The sequence below is a fragment of the Lactiplantibacillus fabifermentans DSM 21115 genome (assembly GCF_000498955.2).
GTDB lineage: Bacteria > Bacillota > Bacilli > Lactobacillales > Lactobacillaceae > Lactiplantibacillus > Lactiplantibacillus fabifermentans.
This window is the reverse complement of record NZ_AYGX02000134.1, coordinates 20,990-40,879: the sequence shown is the minus strand read 5'-3', so window position 1 is coordinate 40,879 and position 19,890 is coordinate 20,990. Positions and strand designations below refer to the sequence as shown.

At 44.7% G+C, this 19,890-nt stretch carries 14 protein-coding genes and 1 pseudogene; 13 read left to right on the top strand and 2 right to left on the bottom strand.

What is annotated here, in order from left to right; genetic code table 11:
* Window positions 1-52 precede the first annotated feature (52 nt).
* Window positions 53-796 (bottom strand): annotated as a pseudogene (locus DY78_RS11375) (glycoside hydrolase family 1 protein); the annotation flags it as partial.
* Between the two features lie 212 nt (window positions 797-1,008).
* Here DY78_RS11375 and uidA point away from each other — a divergent pair.
* From uidA to DY78_RS11360, 3 genes are all read left to right on the top strand, one after another.
* Window positions 1,009-2,796, top strand: a complete 1,788-nt coding sequence (gene uidA / locus DY78_RS11370; RefSeq protein ID WP_024625929.1) for a beta-glucuronidase — start codon at window positions 1,009-1,011, stop codon at window positions 2,794-2,796.
* 181 nt (window positions 2,797-2,977) lie between these two features.
* Entirely contained in the window at window positions 2,978-4,468 is a 1,491-nt protein-coding gene (locus DY78_RS11365) for a glycoside hydrolase family 1 protein (RefSeq protein WP_051502080.1), read from the top strand.
* A 158-nt stretch (window positions 4,469-4,626) separates the two neighbouring features.
* A complete protein-coding gene (locus DY78_RS11360) occupies window positions 4,627-5,823 on the top strand; it encodes an MFS transporter (RefSeq protein ID WP_024625926.1) in 1,197 nt (398 codons plus the stop codon).
* Window positions 5,824-5,955: 132 nt separating this feature from the next.
* Here the strand turns inward: DY78_RS11360 and DY78_RS11355 are convergent, their stop codons facing one another.
* Complete coding sequence (locus DY78_RS11355) at window positions 5,956-6,885, bottom strand: LysR family transcriptional regulator (protein WP_024625925.1); 930 nt, start codon at window positions 6,883-6,885, stop codon at window positions 5,956-5,958.
* Between the two features lie 140 nt (window positions 6,886-7,025).
* Between DY78_RS11355 and DY78_RS11350 the strand changes: the two genes are divergently transcribed.
* The 10 genes from DY78_RS11350 (at window position 7,026) to araA (ending at window position 19,861) form a co-directional block, all read left to right on the top strand.
* A complete protein-coding gene (locus DY78_RS11350) occupies window positions 7,026-7,907 on the top strand; it encodes a shikimate dehydrogenase (RefSeq protein ID WP_024625924.1) in 882 nt (293 codons plus the stop codon).
* Between the two features lie 28 nt (window positions 7,908-7,935).
* Window positions 7,936-9,174 (top strand): MFS transporter, encoded by a 1,239-nt coding sequence (locus DY78_RS11345; protein ID WP_024625923.1) that lies wholly within the window; start codon window positions 7,936-7,938, stop codon window positions 9,172-9,174.
* The gene (gene aroD, locus DY78_RS11340) at window positions 9,155-9,916 is read left to right on the top strand and encodes a type I 3-dehydroquinate dehydratase (protein WP_024625922.1); all 762 of its coding nucleotides are present in this window, start codon (window positions 9,155-9,157) and stop codon (window positions 9,914-9,916) included. The genes DY78_RS11345 and aroD overlap by 20 nt, the downstream gene beginning before the upstream one ends.
* 20 nt (window positions 9,917-9,936) lie before the next feature.
* Entirely contained in the window at window positions 9,937-10,899 is a 963-nt protein-coding gene (locus tag DY78_RS11335) for an FAD:protein FMN transferase (RefSeq protein WP_024625921.1), read from the top strand.
* Window positions 10,900-10,924: 25 nt separating this feature from the next.
* Entirely contained in the window at window positions 10,925-13,195 is a 2,271-nt protein-coding gene (locus DY78_RS11330) for an FAD-dependent oxidoreductase (RefSeq protein WP_029779127.1), read from the top strand.
* A 219-nt stretch (window positions 13,196-13,414) separates the two neighbouring features.
* Window positions 13,415-14,485 carry a GntR family transcriptional regulator gene (locus DY78_RS11325; protein WP_024625919.1) on the top strand — a complete coding sequence of 357 codons (1,071 nt, stop codon included), beginning with the start codon at window positions 13,415-13,417 and terminating at the stop codon, window positions 14,483-14,485.
* 181 nt (window positions 14,486-14,666) lie between these two features.
* On the top strand, window positions 14,667-16,070 hold the full coding sequence (locus tag DY78_RS11320; RefSeq protein WP_024625918.1) for a sugar porter family MFS transporter: 1,404 nt from the start codon (window positions 14,667-14,669) through the stop codon (window positions 16,068-16,070).
* 1 nt (window position 16,071) lies between these two features.
* Complete coding sequence (locus DY78_RS11315; RefSeq protein ID WP_024625917.1) at window positions 16,072-17,676, top strand: xylulokinase; 1,605 nt, start codon at window positions 16,072-16,074, stop codon at window positions 17,674-17,676.
* 13 nt (window positions 17,677-17,689) lie between these two features.
* Window positions 17,690-18,418 carry an L-ribulose-5-phosphate 4-epimerase gene (locus DY78_RS11310; RefSeq protein WP_024625916.1) on the top strand — a complete coding sequence of 243 codons (729 nt, stop codon included), beginning with the start codon at window positions 17,690-17,692 and terminating at the stop codon, window positions 18,416-18,418.
* A gap of 21 nt (window positions 18,419-18,439) precedes the next feature.
* The gene (gene araA / locus DY78_RS11305; RefSeq protein WP_024625915.1) at window positions 18,440-19,861 is read left to right on the top strand and encodes an L-arabinose isomerase; all 1,422 of its coding nucleotides are present in this window, start codon (window positions 18,440-18,442) and stop codon (window positions 19,859-19,861) included.
* The last annotated feature ends 29 nt before the right edge of the window (window positions 19,862-19,890 follow it).

Here is a 19,890-nt window from a genome sequence, read left to right as displayed (position 1 = left end):
TTATGCTGAACAATTTGTCCAAAAATTCGGATTAAATTTGCAATCTACCAATTAAATTATAATCAGTAAATTCTTTGAAACGCCGAACGGCTTCGACATCTTTGGGATTAGGACTAGCTGGATAAGCTTCTTGGAAGGCTTCCATGCCACCAATTAACAAGTTCGGTTGCGTTTCATGAATATAGTTAGCAACTTTGGCGTGTGCTAAGGCAATGTTGTGTTGGATTTGATATAAATCACGCAATGATTCATCGCCCTTTAAATAGCCACTAGCTTTGAAAGCTTCGCCAAAGCCGTATAAGTTTTGTTCGTTAAACGTGATCCAATACTTTACTTTTGGTCCAAAAGTGTCGACCATCTTTTTAGCATACTTAAAGAAGGCCTCAACTACAGCATGATTTACAAAGCCATTATATTTTTCTGCCAAACTCAACGGCATGTCAAAATGATAGAGACAAATCATTGGTTCGATGCCCGCAGCTAACAATGAGTCAATTAGTTTTTGGTAAAACGCAATACCGGCTTCATTGAAATCACCTTCGCCATCCGGTTGCACGCGACTCCAAGAAATTTGGAATCGGTAGCAGTTCATCCCTAGATCTTTCATTAGAGCTACGTCTTCAGGGTAGCGATGATAAGCATCAACGGCGACTTTCCAGTCGGAACTATTCTCGGTAGCTGGGCGGACGTCATAAACGGATTTACCTTTATGGTCTTCATCCCAAGCGCCTTCAGTTTGCATACTTGAAGTCGAATTTCCCCAGAGAAAATCATCTGGCAATAGTGTAGTAGTCATGTTGAATCTTCCTTTTTTTAGTATTCGTAAGCGCTTACAACTATATTATAACCAGCTTTTAACAAATGTAAAGTCATTTCTTTATAAAGGAAAGTCATTATCGAACATTGTAGACATTTTTCTAATCGGATATTTTATTCGGATGTTGTAATCGCTTACCAAATCAACTAAAGTAACCCATAGCAATTAATTTCAGTGAGGTGGTAATTATCATGACAACATCAGTTTTATATCCAGTTAGCAATTCGTATCGCGATAACAAGTCGTTAAATGGGCTGTGGCAATTTAAGTTTGATCCTCAAAAAGTGGGGCCGGCTGAACATTGGGAGCGAGGCTTAACTGACACGATTTCAATGCCGGTCCCGGGCAGTTTTGCGGATTTGTTCACAGACCGTGAATCACGTGATTATACGGGAGATTTCTGGTATCAGACGGACTTTTACGTGCCCCGCGATTGGGATGAGCAAACGTTGCTGGTACGGTTTGGTAGTTTGACGCACCGTGCCGTTATTTATTGTAATGGCGTTGAAATTACGACCCATGAAGGGGGCTTTTTACCAGTGGTGGCAGACATTACAGCCGCGGTCAATGCCGTGACCGTTAACCACCTGGTCATTAAGTTAAATAATGAATTGAGTGAAGCAACATTACCGGTTGGGACGACTAAAACGTTGCCGACTGGCCGGTTAGTGGCCCAACCATACTTTGATTTCTTCAACTATGCAGGGATTCAACGAAATGTCTGGCTAATGACGCTACCTAAACAGGCGATTACTGATTTTGATACTGTGACAACTTTGCAGGCCACCACGGCGACGCTACAGTATCACGTGCAAAGTGCCACGGGAACCATTACGGCGCAACTTTGTGATGCCGATGGCCAGGTTGTCGCCGAAAATACAGGCGTAGCCGGTAAGCTCGTCGTCTCGAACCCGCACTTGTGGCAAGTACGACACGCCTATTTGTATACTTTGAAATTGCAGTTACAGGTGGCGGGACAGCTTGTGGATGCATACCAAACATCGATTGGGTTGCGCACGGTTGCGGTTCACGGTGAGCAGATCTTAATTAATGATGAACCCGTTTATTTGAAAGGTTATGCGAAACATGAAGATTTTGATGTGCTAGGCAAAGCCTTCAACTGGAGTATTGTAAAACGGGACTTTGAATGTATGAAGTGGACTAATGCCAACTGTTTTCGGACGAGTCATTATCCGTATGCCGAAGAATGGTACCAAATGGCGGATGCGGAAGGGTTCTTAGTCATTGATGAAGTGCCAGCCGTGGGCATGATGCAGTCCACCCAAAATTTTGCCGATGCGGGTAAAGGTAAGTTCACGCATTTCTTTGAAACGCCGACAGTACCAACGTTAAAGCACAATCACATCACGCAAGTTAATGAAATGATCCAACGCGACAAAAATCACCCGTGTGTCTTTGCTTGGAGCTTGTTCAATGAACCAGAAACAACGAGTACGGAAGCCGCTACTTATTTCAAAGATATCTTCAAAGCCGCACGGGCAGCTGACGTGCAACAACGACCGTGCACGGGCGCCTTTGAAAAAAACAGTCAACCAGATACATGCCAAGTTTATCCGCTGTGCGACTTTATTTGCCTGAATCGCTACTATGGCTGGTACATTAACAGTGGTGAGTCGTTTGATGAAGCGACGGTCGCCTTTAAAGCGGAACTTGACCAGTGGCAAGCCAAACATTTACACAAACCGTTCGTCTTTAGTGAGTTTGGAACGGATAACCTAGTAACTGAGCATAAGTTACCGAGCGTGATGTGGAGCCAAGAATATCAAAATGAGTTTTTACAATTATATTTTGATATCTTTGATGAATATTCATTTATTCAAGGCGAGCTGATTTGGAACTTCGCCGACTTTCAGACCAATCAAGGGGTTCTGCGAGTAAACGGTAATCGTAAAGGTATTTTTACTCGGGAGCGGCAACCAAAAGATGCGGCGTTCCTCGTTAAAAAGCGCTGGGAGTAGCCTTGATAGCGCTACTTGTCGATCGCTACAAAAGCGATATGGGCCAATTTAATGATTTTGGCAACCCAATAACGGTAGTTCGGACAATTAATTAATTTGATATTCGGACAACAAAATGATTATACTGTCATGTAAGGGCTAACATTTTTCAAAACATAAGTCAGAAAGGGTGTCATTTTATATGTCAGAATTTCCAGAAGGCTTCCTATGGGGCGGCGCAACTGCTGCCAACCAATTAGAAGGGGGCTATCAAGAAGGCGGCCGCGGGTTATCTATCGCGGATGCCTTGCCTGGTGGTAAAGACCGCTTTAAGATTGTGTCCCAACCAGATTTTGATTGGACGATTGATGAAGATAAATATACTTATCCAAACCATCTTGGGATTGATTTTTATCATCATTACAAAGAAGATATCGCCTTGTTTGCTGAAATGGGCTTCAAATGTTACCGTTTCTCCATTGCTTGGTCGCGCGTTTTTCCAAACGGTGACGAAATGCAACCAAACGAAGCGGGTTTGAAGTTTTATGATGACGTCATCGACGAATGTTTGGCACATGACATTCAACCCGTTATCACGATTTCACATTATGAATTACCATTAAACTTAGCGAAAAAATATGGTGGTTGGAAAAACCATTACTTGATTGAATTTTACGAACGCTTTGCGCGGACCGTCTTAACTCGTTATGCAGACAAAGTTAAATATTGGATGACTTTCAATGAAATCAATAGTGCTGCCCATTTCCCAGTGATGGGTCAAGGGATGGTACCATCAACGGGCGCTGATGATAAGAAGAATGTCTTCCAAGCTTGGCATAATCAATTTGTCTCCAGTGCCAAGGCCGTTAAGATTGCGCATGAACTCAACAAGGGCTTGCAAGTTGGTTGCATGATTTTATATGCAACGAGTTACAGCTATGACTCAAATCCAGAAAACCAATTAGCAAACTTACATCAAAACCAAGATTTCAACTTCTTCTGTGGCGATGTGCAAGTTCGCGGGGCTTATCCGGCTTACACGAAGCGGTTATTAGCTGAATATGGCTTGAAGTTTGAAGATTTGGAAACGACTGATGGCGACTTAGCCTTATTAAAGGAATATCCAGTCGATTACGTCGGCTTTAGCTACTATATGTCGATGGCCGTTGAAACGACTGGTCGCGATACGGATACGGTCGCAGGTAACTTAATGGGTGGCGTTAAGAACCCATTCTTGAAAGCCAGCGACTGGGGTTGGCAAATTGACCCAACTGGATTACGCGTCGCCTTAAACGAATTATATGATCGTTATCAAAAACCATTGTTTGTCGTTGAAAATGGTTTAGGCGCGATCGACCATCCGGAAAAAGACTTCCATGTCGAAGATGATTACCGCATCGATTACTTGAAACAACACATCCAAGCCATGGCCGGCGCGATTGCTGATGGCGTCGACTTGATGGGTTACACGCCATGGGGCTGCATTGATTTAGTTAGTGCCTCAACGGGTGAAATGAGCAAACGCTATGGCTTCATCTATGTCGACTTAGACGACGAAGGCCACGGGACGTTGGCGCGTTATCCGAAGAAGTCATTCTACTGGTATCAAGAAGTCATTAAAAATAACGGGCTCGAAAAACCAAAGCCCGCACCTAAAAAGAAAATGAGCTTAGCTGATTTAGATTTAAGTTAGTTAACGACGGTGCTGAGTTCGTCTAATAGGCGGCTCAGCACTTTTTTGTTAAATGACTAGGATTGACAAATATCTTGGTTTCCGGTTAAATAGTTAAAAAATGAGCAAGTGTTTTGTTACCCAATTCAAAATTTTTAGCAAAGCACAGGTGAGCCTAAATGACCAAATTGGAACGTACCAAAACAACCATTTGTCTGTACCTAAATTACTTAGTTCATGGGATGGCCATCGTTATCTTGGCCCAAAACATGACCGTCTTAAGTCAACAATGGCATGTTAGTGATGCCGGCGTTTCTTTAGTAATTTCGTCACTCGGTATCGGGCGCTTGTTAGTTTTGTATCTAGCGGGATCGTTTTCTGACCGGGTGGGACGCAAGTTCTTTGTGCAACTCGGCATTTTAACGTATACGCTGTTTTTCGTGGGGATTGTTGTGGCACCAGATGTCTACGTGGCCTACGCCGCTGGGATTTTAGCCGGAATGGCGAATTCTTTCCTCGACTCTGGGACGTATCCCGCCTTGATGGAACTTTATCCGCAACGCCAAGCCACGGCGAATATTATGATTAAGGCGTTCGCGTCGATTGGTGAATTATTATTGCCCATTATCGTCGCAGGCTTAGATCACTTCAACTTATGGTATGGCTGGTCATTCTTGCTATGTGTGGCCTTAATGTTGATTAATTTCTTCTTTTTACGGACGCGCGAGTTCCCGGCACTATCAACAACTAAGCCGGCTGAAAAGCAAGTTGCCACTAAAACGAGATTAACGTGGCAACAACTGGTTTTAGGTGTGGTCCTAACCATATTTGGCTACATTTCCATGGCGACCTTTTACTTAGTGAGTCAATGGCTAACCAAGTATGGCACGAGTGTTGTCCATTTGAACTTAGTTCATGCGCGGATGCTGGTCAGCATTTATAGCGTCGGCTCGATTTTAGGTGTGGTTGTCACGGCCTTGCTAGTCGAACGGGTCTTAAAACCAGTCTGGTTCATGTTATTGGATACGGTCGTTTCGTTGGCCGCCTTGTTAGCCATTACCATGATTCCCGCCTGGCATGTGGCCATGATTAGCTCGTTTATTATTGGTTGTTCGGCTGCTGGTGGTGTCATGCAACTTGGGTTAACGATTATGAGTGAGACCTTCCCCGGTGCTAAAGGGCGGATTACCGGAATTTATTACACCGCGAGCGGCCTAGCGTCGTTTACGATTCCCGTCTTTACGGCGTGGATCTCGCAAGTGGGGATTCATCAAATTATGTGGTTTGATGTCCTGATTGCAGCGGTGGGCGTCGTTTGTAGCTTGATTGTCATCGGCTTCAAATACGAACCACGCTTAGTTGCAAAAACAAATTAAATCGTTAATTAAATAAAGATCCCGTCTGATGAAAATAATCATTAGACGGGATATTTTTCGTGTTCTGATGAGTCACATGGAACTAGCGGCACGCTTGGAGACGGGCCAACGGACTAAGCAGTTGACCCATGTTTATAAAAGGCGGTCTTGGTTAGTGTAGTGCTGCCAACAGTAACTGCGACTGAATTCTTGGAACCGATGGACCGACGGCGTCATGAAATGATTGCGGCGGACGACTAAGTAAATCTGGTGTTGTAATGGTTGGTCGTCCAAATGCTTTAATAATACGTCCGTTTGATCCAATAGTGGTAAGTATGGCAAGAGGGCCACCCCGAATTGGTGTTTGACGAAGCCCACCATCGTATGATCTTCTTCAACTTCATAAGCGACTTGCGGCGTAACGTCCGCGCTCGCTAAAATTTGGTCGATCAAGGGCCGTAAGCCACTGTTTTTAGTGAACAAGATCATCGGATACGGCGCTAAATCTTGAACACGCAAATGTGGTTTAGTCGCGAGTGGATGGTCCCGGGGCACAGCAGCGACGACTTCTTGTTGGATCAGCGGAATAAAGTCGAAGAGGTTATCGGTAGCTTGATCGCCAAGCTTAGGAATACTTGAAGCAATGACCATATCGTACTTTTCGGCGGCTAAGTCTTCTAATAAGTCGGTCGTATTACCTTGATTCAAAGCGAAGGTGATCGCGCGGTTTTGCGTATCATGCTGAAAGTTAGTCAGTAATTCAGGAACGAGTTGTTGGCCCAAGGTATAAGTGAAGCCAAGGTTGACGTGCCCGGTATCGGGATTCATTAATTGGCGAACCAACTCATTACCTTGTGATAAATCGTTTAAACTGGCGGTAATGTACGTCAAATAAACGCTGCCGATGTGAGTTAATTTAATATTACGGCCATCTGGTTCAAATAATGGCACGCCGAGTTCGCTTTCGAGCTTTTTTATCGCATAACTCAAAGAAGGCTGTGAAATACCAAGGTTTTCAGCGGCTTGAGCCATATGTTGGGTGCGCGCTAATTCTTTGAAGAATTGGAGGTGTTTTAAGTTCATGAAAATGGTACCCCTTTCATTCATAAATTAATTCTATTGATTAATCGATATATCCATATTTATTATATCAAACTTTTTTGCTAAGCTAACAAGTGAATTGAGTAACAATATCATAAAAATAAATCTAGGAGTGAGTTAACATGACAGAAAGAATTGACGGACATACTTTATTAATTGGTTTGATGGCTTATCCGATTCGGCATTCAATGTCACCAACAATGCACAATAATGCTTTTGCTAAATTAGGTTTGAACTATGCTTACTTAGCATTTGAAGTAATCAATGACACGTTACCTTCAGCGATTGAATCGATTCGGACGTTAGACATGCGTGGTTCTAACATTTCCATGCCTAACAAACAAAAGGTCATTCCATTATTGGATAAATTAGACCCAGCCGCTGAAATGGTTGGGGCCGTTAATACGATTGTTAACGATGATGGCGTCTTAACGGGTTACACCACCGATGGGATTGGCTTCATGAAGTCCTTAGATGATGAAGGCATCAATATTCGCGGTCACAAGATGACCTTAGCGGGTGCTGGTGGCGCTGGGACGGCCATTGCCGTACAAGCTGCTTTAGATAGTGTCAGTGAAATGTCTATTTTCAATATTCATGATGCTTCATGGAAGCAAGCTGAAAAGAATGTGGCTTTGATCAATGAAAAAACGGATTGCAAAGCCACCTTACATGACTTAGAAGATCGCGATGACTTTAAAAAGGAAATCCAAAGCTCATTTATTTATGCCGATTCAACCGGTGTTGGGATGAAGCCATTGGAAAATGAAACTTTAGTTGATGATCCAACTTGGTTCCGTAAGGACTTAGTCGTTTTCGATACGGTCTATGCACCACGTGAAACAAAATTAATGAAAGTTGCTAAGTCAGCCGGTGTTGAACATGTTTTCAATGGTTTAGGTATGATGCTTGAACAAGGCGCCGCTGCTTTCAAACTTTGGACTGGTGAAGATATGCCAGTTGATTACATTCGTCAAATCTTGTTTGATGATGACAAAAAATAATTGTTTGAATTGGTAACGGAGGATACTCATGAAAAATAAATATATGCCGACTGCCATCAGCCTGTATATGAACTACTTCATTCACGGGATGGGCGTCATTATTTTAGCGCAAAACATGGATTCCCTCGCTAAACAGTGGGGAACCACGACTGGCGGCGTTGCCGTCGTCATTTCGTCACTCGGGATTGGACGGTTGATCGTCTTACTCGTTTCCGGGTATTTATCAGATAAATTTGGCCGTAAGCCATTCGTTATTTTAGGGGTCATCACTTATTTACTCTTCTTTGTCGGGATCATTATGAGTCCGTCAATTGCGGTGGCTTACTTCTTCGGGATTCTCGCCGGGATTGCGAACTCGTTCCTGGACTCTGGGACTTATCCAGCATTAATGGAAATGTTCCCAGCTGAAAAAGGAACGGCGAACGTGATTATCAAGGCTTTCATTTCCGTTGGTCAATTCGGTTTACCATTGTTAGTTAGTTTCCTAGTTGCCGGTAACTACTGGTATGGCTGGTCATTTATCTTATGTATCGTGGTCTTAGTCGTTAACTTGATTTTCTTGCTTAGTGCTGGTAAATTCCCAGTTGCTAACCAAGATGCCCAAGTTGCCGAAAAAGCTGCTGCTAAAACGGAAGCACCCGCACCTAAGTCTAAAGGTAGTTTATGGTTCGATGGGACGTTATTTATTCTTTATGGGTATGTTTCGCAAGCCACGTTCTATTTGGTTAGCCAATGGTTAAGCCAATATGGGACGAAAGTGGCCGGCATGGGTGATGCTAGTTCACGAGCATTGATTAGTTATTACAGTGTTGGATCGATCGTGTGTGTGTTAGTCACCGCGGCCTTAGCTAAACGCGCCGTCAAAGAAATTCAATTCTTAGGCGTGTACACGTTGATTTCATTTTTATCCTTGTTATTAATGTACATGTTCCCAACGGCCATTATGTGTTCGATTATGTCATTTGTCGTGGGGTTCTCTGCCGCTGGTGGGGTCATGCAACTCGGTTTAACGATTATGTCGACCTTCTTCCCATCCGGTAAAGGAACGATCACCGGGGCCTTTTATACCGCTGGTTCAATTGCCTCCTTTACGATTCCGCTGGTCACTGGGATGATGTCCACCAACTTAGCTAAAATCTTCTTGTTTGATGTGATTATCGCGTTAATCGGCTTTATCTTAGCGGTTATTATCACGATTCGTTATTATCACTTGTTTGGTAAAAATTCTTCGAAGGGAGCTGCTACTGATGAAGCAACCAGTCGTTAAGTTACGAAATATTGAATTAGGGTCCGGCCGACCAAAGATCGCCGTCCCCATTACTGGGAAAACGACGGCCGATATTTTAGCCGCTGTGGATCCTATCAAAGCAGCTAAACCCGATGTCGTGGAATGGCGCATTGATTTTTACGAAGATGTGACGACCGCGGCTAAGTTACAAGCTACGGGTCAACAATTACGGGCCGCCTTAGGTGATATTGCCTTATTGACGACTTTCAGGACGCAAGGTGAAGGCGGCGAGTTGGCGTTAAGTGATGCCGATTATTTCCAAGTTTGCCGCGATGTCTTAGCCGGTGACTTTACCGATGCGTTAGACGTGGAACGCTATCACGCCGAAGCGGCCGTTCAAGAAATTGTCGCGGCGGCGCATGATAAGTCCGTCGTCGTTATTATGAGTAATCATGATTTTGACAAGACGCCGGCCCAAGCTGATATCGTGGAACGGTTAACGAGTATGGTCGCTTTAGGCGCCGATGTTGCCAAGATGGCGGTGATGCCGCAGTCAGTTGACGACGTCTTGACGTTGCTCACGGCGACAAATATTTCCCGGGAAAAGTTAAGCCAACCGGTTATTACGATGTCGATGGGCGACTTAGGTAAAGTTTCCCGGATGGCTGGTGAAGTCTTTGGCTCATGTTTGTCCTTTGCGACGGTTGGCGCAGCTTCAGCCCCCGGGCAAATCGCCTTGGATCACTTACGACCAGAACTTGAAGATTTGAAATTAAATTAATTAAAAAGGAAGCGGTGGCCATGCCTGAAACGACGGCGCATAAAAAATATGTCTCGCAATTTCCGATGATGGGCACCGTGATTTCGATAACGTTGTTTACCCCCAATCAGTCGATCATCGAACAAATCTATGATTACTTACAACAAATGGACCAAGTTTTTTCGATGAATCGGCCCGATTCGGAGTTAAATGCGATTAACCAACAAGCGGGCGTTCGGCCAGTGAAGGTCAGTCCGACCTGCTTTAACTTAATTGCCGCCTCTTTAGCTTATTCCAAGCAGCATGCGGATAGCTTCAATGTATTAATTGGACCGCTCGTTAAGCTGTGGAAGATTGGTTTTGGCGGTCAGCAAGTCCCGGCGCAAGCTGAAATAACGGCCCGATTAAAACTCATGCAACTGGATCAAGTCGACTTGCAGGCGCATGACCATAGTGTCTTTTTGAAGCAACCAGGGATGCAGATTGATCTTGGGGCTATTGCGAAAGGGTACTTTGCCGATCAAATTGTTGAACAGTTGCGCCAAGCTGGAGTGACAAGTGCCATCGTCAATCTTGGTGGCAATGTGAAACTATTAGGACAGCATCCGTACACGGAAGACCATCGCTGGGAAGTCGGGATTCAAGCCCCGACCGCCCCCCGCGGGTTACCGCTCGTGCAAGTCCAAATGCCGGCCCGGACCGTGGTGACGTCCGGTATCTTTGAACGTTATTTCAAAGTCGGTAATCAGATGTATCACCATATCTTAGATCCGCGAACTGGTTACCCAGTTGAAAACCAAGTGGATCAGGTCACGATTATTACGGGCCAATCAGAATTGGCGGAAGTCTTAACGACGGTCTGCTATTTCCAAGGCGCCCAGCGAGGTAGCGAATTGATTGAAACGCTACCTGATACTGAAGCGATATTCGTCGATCATCAGCAGCACGTTGTTGTCACCAGTGGCTTAACGCCGCGACGCAAAGGAGTGTTTTTAATTGAGTAACGAAAAACAAATTACTGGGTCTGCAATGGGCCACAACGGCATTATCAATTACGAAGTGGATATTCAGGATAACAAAATTGAAGATTTGAAAATTTTGAAGCATTCCGAAACATCCGGCATTTTTAACCAAGTCATTGACAAGCTGAAACATAATATTATTGAAGAACAATCGTTTAATGTCGATACGATTAGTGGCGCCACGGTCATGACTCAAGCTTTGTTGAAGTCAGCCGATCAAGCTGTTAACGATGCCGATATTACGGTAACGCCAACGCCGAAGAAAAAGGCAGTTGCGAAGACGGAACACTACAAGACCGATGTCTTAATCATCGGTGGTGGTGAAGCGGGCTTAGTCGCCGGTTGCCGGGCCTTAGCGCAAGGCCAAACGGTCACTTTAGTTGAAAAGAACGGTTACCTTGGTGGCGCCACGATTTTGAACGGTTCTAACGTTGTGGGGACTGGCTCCAAAGTGGCAGCGCAAATTTTTGATAACAACCATGATACGCCGGAAATGTTAGCCCAAGATGTGGCTCGCGAAAGTCTTGAGACCAACTATCCAGCATTGACGGACTTGATGGTTAAAAACATCGGTCCGGCGATTGACTTTATTAGTGACTTTGCTGATTTGCACTATCAAAAAGCGCAAACGCAAACCGCGGAACATTCGATCAACCGCCAAATCGAATTGCCATCAGCCAGCAGCTTTGAATTCATTCAAAAAGTTTCCAAGGCTTTTGCCGCCGCTGGTGGGCAGATCTTGTTAGATACTCGGGTTGAATCATTGACCTTTAATCGTAATCATCAAGTTAACGGCGTAATCGCCGCTCAACATAAGACGACAGTTAAGATCAAGGCACGTTCAGTGGTCTTAGCAACGGGTGGTCATGGTGCTAGCAAGCCGATGCGGGGTGCAGAAAGCGAAGGCATTGACTATTATGGGCCAATGACTTCCACGGGTGATGCTTATCAATTCAATAAAGAAATTGACTTGCAGACCCATGACTTAGGCTGGTACAAGATTTATCCACACGGTGTTGAAGTTGAACCAGGGGTCGCTAAATTAACGACTTACGCGTCAAAATTAGCCACTGATATGGGATCCATCTACGTTAACACTAAAGGTGAACGGATTGTCAACGAATCTAATGTCTACACGGCATTTCGGAATGCTATCTTAAAGCAAGCGGACAAAGTGGCTTACTTAATCATGGATGAACGGACTTGGAAGAAGTTCTATGATCTCTTGATCCTACACGACTTTACGGCGCCTGAAATCAAGAAGTTCTTTGATCAAAAAGATCAACGGCCAGTCTTTGCTAAAGGCGATTTAAAGACCATTGCAGCCGCAGCTGGTATCGATGAAGCGCGGTTAGCTCAAACGTTAAGTGATTACCAAGGCTACGTTAAGGATGGCCATGACCGTGAATTCGGCCGTGATCCGAAGTTCTTGCACGCCTATGAAGGTGACACTTACTATGTTGTTGAACAACGCGATCGCTTTGCCACGACTTTAGGTGGCTATTCAGCGGATGCTAAGAGTTTACAACTCTTAACGAGCAAGAATGCACCAGTGGCTAATTACTTTGGTGCTGGTGAAGTTATCGGTGGGGCCAACGGGCATGATTCAATGCCAAGTATGATGAATACTTGGGGTATTTCTTCCGGTTATGTGGCTGGGGCAGCGGCGAGTGAAAATGCCAAAGTCCAAGAAAATGCCGGTGATGACGAAGCTAACATCGTGGCGATTGTCGGGACGAATGCTTCGAAATCATATAACCGCAAATTGTTATACGCAATGAAAGATTTGTTTGATACCCAAGTTAACTTTGAAATTTCAGAAATCAAAGACTTACCGTTGTTCAACGAAGATGATTTGGATAACGAACCAGAAGCCGTTAAGCAATTAGCAGCGAAGATTGAAGCCGCCGATGGTGTCGTTATTGGGGTACCCGAATACGACCATGCGGTTCCAGCCGCTTTGAAGAGTGCTATTGAATGGTTATCATGTGCGGAACATCCCTTTAAGGATAAGCCCGTGATGATCGTTGGGACCTCCCTTGGGATTCAAGGGACCGTCCGCGCCCAAATGAACTTACGTCAAATCTTGGATGCGCCTGGGGTGGATGCCCAAGTCATGCCTGGTAATGAATTCATGTTGCCACAAGCTGGCACCAAGTTTGATGAAGCTGATCATTTGAACGACGATGGTAGTGAACACTTCTTGAAGCAATGCTTCAGTCACTTCTTGGATTCTTTACCAACAACCACGGCAAAAGCGCCCGTTACGAACAAATAAATTTATGAAACTCACGAAATCCCGGCAACTAGCGTAAAGTTGCCGGGATTTTTGTTGATTAATTGATTTATCCGGATAAATAATGACCTAAACTAACTAATTTATTAGGTCAAACCGGTCGTCAATTTGTGATTTTCCAGTATAATAAATAGTGAAGCACTAGGCGGTAACAATTCAGGATTAACTAAACAAAAGGAAAACTATTGGTGAGGACAGCAGATGGAAAGTAAATATCAACGCGTTATTAATGGGTTAAAAAAAGAAATTTTAGCGGGGAAGTATCAAGTTAACGAAAAATTGCCGACGGAATCAGCCTTGATGGCTCAGTATGAAGTCAGTCGGTATACGGTCAGACGAGCAGTCGGGGAGCTCGAAAATGACCATTACATTTACCGCATTCAAGGTGGCGGGATGTTCGTGCAAGATTGGCAAAAAGATTGGTCGAATGACAATAATCAGCATCTGATTGGTATTATTGCGACCCACATCGCCGACTATATCTTTCCGCAGATCATTTATGGGATGGATCAGGTCGTCTCAGAGGCCGGCTATTCGTTGATGCTCAGTGTGACCCACAATGACCATGAAAAGGAACGTCGGAGCCTAATAAGCATGTTAAATACGCAAGTGGCTGGCCTGATTATCGAGCCGACGCAAAGTGCGCTCCCTAATCCCAATATGGACTTATATCAAAAGATTAAAGAACAAAACATCCCGGTATTATTTATTAACGCCGCGTATCCCAATTTACACTTTCCAGCAGTAACGACGAAGGATCAAGCTGCTGAACAGCAACTGGTAAACTACTTGTTTAAGTTAGGCCATCAAGACATTTTGGGTATCTTTCAAATTGATGATATTCAGGGCGTCCACCGGATGAATGGTTTTGTTGCGGCTTATCAACAACATCCTGATATTGCCTACCGGAGTCGCTTGATTATGTATCAATCGAGTGATGACTTTGATAAGATTGCCACGCAAATCAAGACCGCTATGGCGCAAGCCACGGCCCCGAGTGCGATTGTTTGCTACAACGATCAACTGGCCATCAAGGTGATTGATTACTTAAAGCAACAGCACTTAAGCGTCCCTGAAGATGTGGCAGTGGCTGGCTTTGATGATTATCAAATGGACCAATATATTAGTCCGAGCCTCACGACCATGACCCATGAAAAAGAAGGCATGGGCACGACGGCCGGCCAGCTGATGATTGATTTAATCAATGGTCGCAGCATCAAATCAGTCGCGTTTGAACCGAATTTGGTTGTGCGGGCCTCAACGCAAAAATAAATGTTTTTTTTACAAGCAACGGCATGGCTACGGGCTGTAACGGTTGCTTGTTTTTTTAGATTTGGAATTTATACGTATAAATAAATTGAGTGTTGATTTATGCGTATGAATAGTGTAACTTAAATGGTGTTGAAAGCGCTTTTATTAAAAAGAGTTTTAGTTGAGATGTGGAGGTTTTAAGATGAGTCCAAGTAAAAAGATTTCAAGTGGCTTTATTTATTTTTTCGGCTCTTTTGGCGGTATTTTGTTCGGTTATGACATTGGGGTTATGACTGGCGCACTACCATTTTTGAAACAAGATTGGAACTTAACGAATGCCACGTTAGTTGGTTGGATTACATCGGCGGTGATGTTTGGCGCGATTTTTGGTGGGGCGTTAGCCGGCCAATTATCCGATCGACTTGGTCGCCGCAAAATGATTTTAATGTCATCGTTAGTGTTTGCCTTAGGCTCAATCCTATCAGGGTTTGCACCGAATGACGGCGAATATTATTTAATTATCGTGCGGATGTTATTAGGGTTAGCCGTCGGAGCTGCCTCCGCATTAGTGCCAGCTTACATGTCTGAAATGGCACCGGCGCATTTGCGTGGCCGGTTGTCAGGAATCAATCAAACAATGATTGTTTCCGGCATGTTGCTCTCATATATCATGGATTACTTACTTAAAAATTTACCTGAACAATTTGCATGGCGCTTAATGTTAGGCTTAGCTGCTGTTCCTGCAATTATTTTATTTCTTGGCGTGAGCCGCTTGCCAGAATCACCACGGTTCTTAGTTAAGTCTAATCAGTTGGATGACGCACGGGCCGTCTTAGCTTGCATCCGGCCAGCTGATCAAGTTGAAAAAGAAATCAAGACGATTCAATCAACTGCGAAACAAGAAACTACCGCTGCTCAAAATACGTCATTAGCGACCTTGATGGATAGCAAATATCGCTACTTAGTGATTGCTGGTGTTGGGGTGGCGGCCTTCCAACAATTCCAAGGTGCTAATGCCATCTTCTACTACATTCCGTTAATTGTTGAAAAAGCCACTGGGAGTTCAGCTAGTTCCGCGCTAATGTGGCCGATTATTCAAGGCATTATCTTGGTCGTTGGTTCATTGCTCTTCTTATGGATTGCGGACAAATTCAATCGTCGTACGTTATTAATGCTTGGCGGGACCGTCATGGGTTTATCGTTCTTGTTACCATCCATCATTAATAGCTTAGTACCAAATACGAATCCCATGATGATCGTCGTCTTCTTATGTATCTATGTCGCGTTTTACTCCTTTACTTGGGCACCGTTAACTTGGGTCTTAGTGGGAGAAATCTTCCCATTGGCCATTCGGGGCCGGGCATCCGGCGTAGCCTCATCATTTAACTGGATTGGTTCCTTCGTGGTCGGGTTATTGTTCCCAATCATGACGGCTTCCATGTCACAAGAAGCGGTCTTTGCCATCTTTGGCGTCATCTGTATTTTAGGCGTGATCTTCATTCACCGCTGCGTGCCAGAAACGCGGGGCCATACCTTGGAAGAAATCGAAGCGCAAGGTACTGAACATCAAAAGCCACAACCAATGCGGCATCAAGGGGTGAACTAAAGTGAATTTAATTGAAACGTCACAAGAAATTGAAAACGGTTCCGTGTCGTTAGGGATTGAATTGGGGTCGACCCGGATCAAAGCTGTCCTAGTTACCTCAGACTTTAAAACGATTGCGACCGGCAGTTATGTTTGGGAGAACCAGTTAGAAAATAATATCTGGACATATGCGCTCGAAGATGTTTGGGCGGGTATTCAACAAAGCTACCAACAAATGGCGGCCGATGTTCAAAGCAAATATCACTGTGAATTAACGAAACTCAATGCAATAGGCATTAGTGCGATGATGCATGGGTACTTAGTCTTTGATCAATCGGGTAAGCAACTGGTGCCATTTAGAACTTGGCGCAATAACATGACTGAAACCGCTGCGGATGCGTTAACTGCGTTATTTGGTTTTAATATTCCACAACGTTGGAGTATCGCGCATTTATACCAAGCAATTTTAAACGAGGAATCACATGTGACGGACATTGATTATTTAACGACGTTGGCCGGCTACGTTCACTGGCAACTATCCGGTGAAAAAGTTTTAGGCGTTGGCGATGCGTCCGGGGTCTTCCCGATTGATGAAACTACGGGGACTTATGACGAAACGATGCTGACGAAGTTCAATTCGTTGACGAATGTCCAAGCTAATCCTTGGCGCATTACCGATATCTTACCTAAGCCATTACCAGCCGGAACGGTTGCTGGCCATTTGACTGCCGCCGGGGCAGCGTTACTTGATCCAAGTGGGCAATTAGCCCCCGGAAGCGTTATGGCACCTCCTGAGGGCGATGCGGGTACCGGGATGGTCGCCACCAATAGTGTCCGGCCACGAACTGGGAATATCTCCGTCGGGACGTCGGCTTTCTCCATGAATGTCTTGGATCAACCGTTGAGCCAAGTTTATCGGGATATTGATATTGTGACGACGCCAGCTGGCGCACCGGTAGCAATGGTCCATGTTAACAATTGTTCATCCGATATCAATGCTTGGAGCGGTATTTTCAACGCATTCGCCCAACGGTTAGGCGTGAATTTAAAACCGGACCAATTATATGAAACCTTGTTCTTAGTATCAACTAAGGCTGATCCGGACGCCGGCAATCTGGTCAATTATAGCTATCAATCCGGTGAAAATATTACGAAGATCAAGACTGGTCGGCCACTGTTCGTCCGTGGTGAAAATAGCAAGTTTACCTTGCCAAACTTCATTCAATCGCAGTTATATGCGGCGTTTGCCCCTTTAAAAATTGGGATGGACATCTTAGTCAATCAGGAAAAAATCAAGACGAATGTCATGATTGCACAAGGCGGGTTATTCCGGACACCGGTCATTGAACAACAAGTGTTAGCTAATGCACTGAATATTCCGATTACCGTCATGAGTACGGCTAGTGAAGGTGGTCCATGGGGGATGGCGGTCTTAGCGATTTACGCCAGTCGTCATCAAATTGGTGATAACTTAGCTGACTTCTTGGATCGTGACGTGTTCGTCAATCCAGAAACGATGACCCTCAATCCTGAACCTGAAGGCGTTGCCGGTTATCAGCAATTCATTAAAAATTATCAACAAAGTTTGCAATTAGAAGCCTTGGCTGGTGAAACGGTCAAGTCATAAAAGAGGGACAGTTATGTTAGATAAGTTAAAACAAGAAGTGTATGACGCCAATATGCGGTTACCGCAATTGGATCTGGTGACCTTTACCTGGGGCAATGTCTCCGGTATCGATCGCGATCAAGGGTTGTTCGTCATTAAGCCCTCTGGCGTGGATTATGGCGATTTAAAACCTAGCGACATGGTCGTCGTGAATTTAAAAGGTGAAGTCGTTGAGGGGAATCTGAATCCTTCTAGTGATACCCCCACCCACACGGTGCTCTACAACGAATTTCCAACGATTGGTGGCATCGTGCATACCCATTCACCATGGGCGGTTTCGTTTGCTGAAGCGGGGATTGACGTTCCGGCACTGGGCACGACGCATGCCGATACCTTTTATGGCGACGTTCCGGTTTCAGATGCCTTGACGCAAGCTGAAATCGAAAATGCGTATGAAGAAAATACGGGTAAAGTCATTGTGCGAACTTTCAATGAACGTCACTTGGATCCCGAGGCGGTGCCAGCTGTATTAGTTCGGCAACACGGTCCCTTTACGTGGGGCGCGACGCCGGACAAGGCCGTTTATAACGCGAAGGTCTTAGAGGTTGTGGCTGAAATGGATTATCACGCGTTGCAATTAACTCGGGATAACTGTCGCGTACCGCAATACTTACTCGATAAGCATTATTACCGGAAACATGGTAATGGCGCGTATTACGGCCAAACCAATGCCCAATCACAAAATCATGCTAAACATCAATAAAATTAAGGAGTGTGCACAATTATGTTAAAAGTTTCTGATTATGAATTTTGGTTCGTTACGGGTAGTCAACATCTTTATGGTGAAGAACAATTAAAAGCGGTCGGTGCCGATGCTAGTGAAATCGTTGATAAGTTAAATGCTAGTGGCAAGTTACCTTATCCCGTTGTTTTCAAAGGGGTAATGACCACTGCCCAAAGTATTACTGACTTCATGAAAGAAGCCAACTACAACGACAAAGTTGCCGGGGTCATGACTTGGATGCACACGTTCTCACCAGCTAAAAACTGGATTCGCGGGGCGAAATTATTACAAAAGCCACTCCTACATTTAGCAACCCAATTCTTGAATAATATTCCATATGCGGATATTGATTTCGATTACATGAACTTGAATCAAAGTGCACACGGTGATCGTGAATATGCTTATATTAACGCCCGTTTACACGTTAACAATAAGATTGTTTATGGCTACTGGGGCGACGAAGAAGTCCAAGCTGAAATTGCCCGTTGGGAAGATGTTGCCGTTACTTATAACGAAAGCTTCAAGTTAAAGGTTTGCCGTTTTGGCGATACGATGCGTAATGTGGCCGTTACTGAAGGTGACAAGGTCGAAGCACAAATCGACATGGGCTGGACCGTTGATTATTACGGCATTGGTGATCTAGTTGCTGAAATCAACCAAGTAAGTGACGCAGATGTCGACGCGGAATATGCCGACTTGAAGCAAAAGTACACCTTGGTTCAAGGTGATAACGCCGCGGATAAGTACGAACATTCAGTTCGCGTACAATTACAACAATACTTAGGTATCAAACGTTTCTTGGACCGTGGGGGTTATACGGCCTTTACGACCAACTTTGAAGATCTCTGGGGCATGGAACAACTTCCTGGCTTAGCGGCACAATTATTGATGCGTGACGGCTATGGTTTCGGGGCTGAAGGTGACTGGAAGACCGCAGCGTTAGGCCGCCTATTGAAGATTATGGCCCATAACAAGCAAACCGCCTTCATGGAAGACTACACGTTGGACTTGCGTAAAGGTCATGAAGCCATTTTGGGTTCCCATATGTTGGAAGTTGACCCATCGATTGCTAGCGACAAGCCACGGGTCGAAGTCCACCCATTGGATATTGGTGGTAAAGCCGATCCAGCCCGCTTAGTCTTTACCGGCTCTGAAGGTGATGCGATTGATGCCACGGTTTCAGACTTCCGTGACGGCTTCAAATTGATCAGTTACGATGTTGCGGCGCACAAACCAGAAGCTGAAACACCAAAATTACCAGTTGCCAAGCAACTTTGGACACCAAAAGTTGGCTTGAAAGCAGGCGCCTTAGCTTGGATGAAGCAAGGCGGCGGCCATCATACGGTCTTATCCTTTGCTTTAACCGGCGAACAATTAGAAGACCTGGCAACAATGTTCCAAATTAAATCAGCACGGATTTAATCTAGCAGATTGAATAACGGTGGAGGTTA

Excerpts from the sequence above, each read along its gene's own strand:
- DY78_RS11325 (WP_024625919.1), top strand. The coding sequence starts at position 13,415 with ATGGAAAGTAAATATCAACGCGTTATTAATGGGTTAAAAAAAGAAATT.
- DY78_RS11330 (WP_029779127.1), top strand. The coding sequence starts at position 10,925 with ATGGGCCACAACGGCATTATCAATTACGAAGTGGATATTCAGGATAAC.
- DY78_RS11350 (WP_024625924.1), top strand. The coding sequence starts at position 7,026 with ATGACAGAAAGAATTGACGGACATACTTTATTAATTGGTTTGATGGCT.
- DY78_RS11320 (WP_024625918.1), top strand. The coding sequence starts at position 14,667 with ATGAGTCCAAGTAAAAAGATTTCAAGTGGCTTTATTTATTTTTTCGGC.
- DY78_RS11335 (WP_024625921.1), top strand. The coding sequence starts at position 9,937 with ATGCCTGAAACGACGGCGCATAAAAAATATGTCTCGCAATTTCCGATG.
- DY78_RS11355 (WP_024625925.1), bottom strand. The coding sequence starts at position 6,885 with ATGAACTTAAAACACCTCCAATTCTTCAAAGAATTAGCGCGCACCCAA.
- aroD (WP_024625922.1), top strand. The coding sequence starts at position 9,155 with ATGAAGCAACCAGTCGTTAAGTTACGAAATATTGAATTAGGGTCCGGC.
- uidA (WP_024625929.1), top strand. The coding sequence starts at position 1,009 with ATGACAACATCAGTTTTATATCCAGTTAGCAATTCGTATCGCGATAAC.
- DY78_RS11310 (WP_024625916.1), top strand. The coding sequence starts at position 17,690 with ATGTTAGATAAGTTAAAACAAGAAGTGTATGACGCCAATATGCGGTTA.
- DY78_RS11345 (WP_024625923.1), top strand. The coding sequence starts at position 7,936 with ATGAAAAATAAATATATGCCGACTGCCATCAGCCTGTATATGAACTAC.
- DY78_RS11360 (WP_024625926.1), top strand. The coding sequence starts at position 4,627 with ATGACCAAATTGGAACGTACCAAAACAACCATTTGTCTGTACCTAAAT.
- DY78_RS11365 (WP_051502080.1), top strand. The coding sequence starts at position 2,978 with ATGTCAGAATTTCCAGAAGGCTTCCTATGGGGCGGCGCAACTGCTGCC.
- araA (WP_024625915.1), top strand. The coding sequence starts at position 18,440 with ATGTTAAAAGTTTCTGATTATGAATTTTGGTTCGTTACGGGTAGTCAA.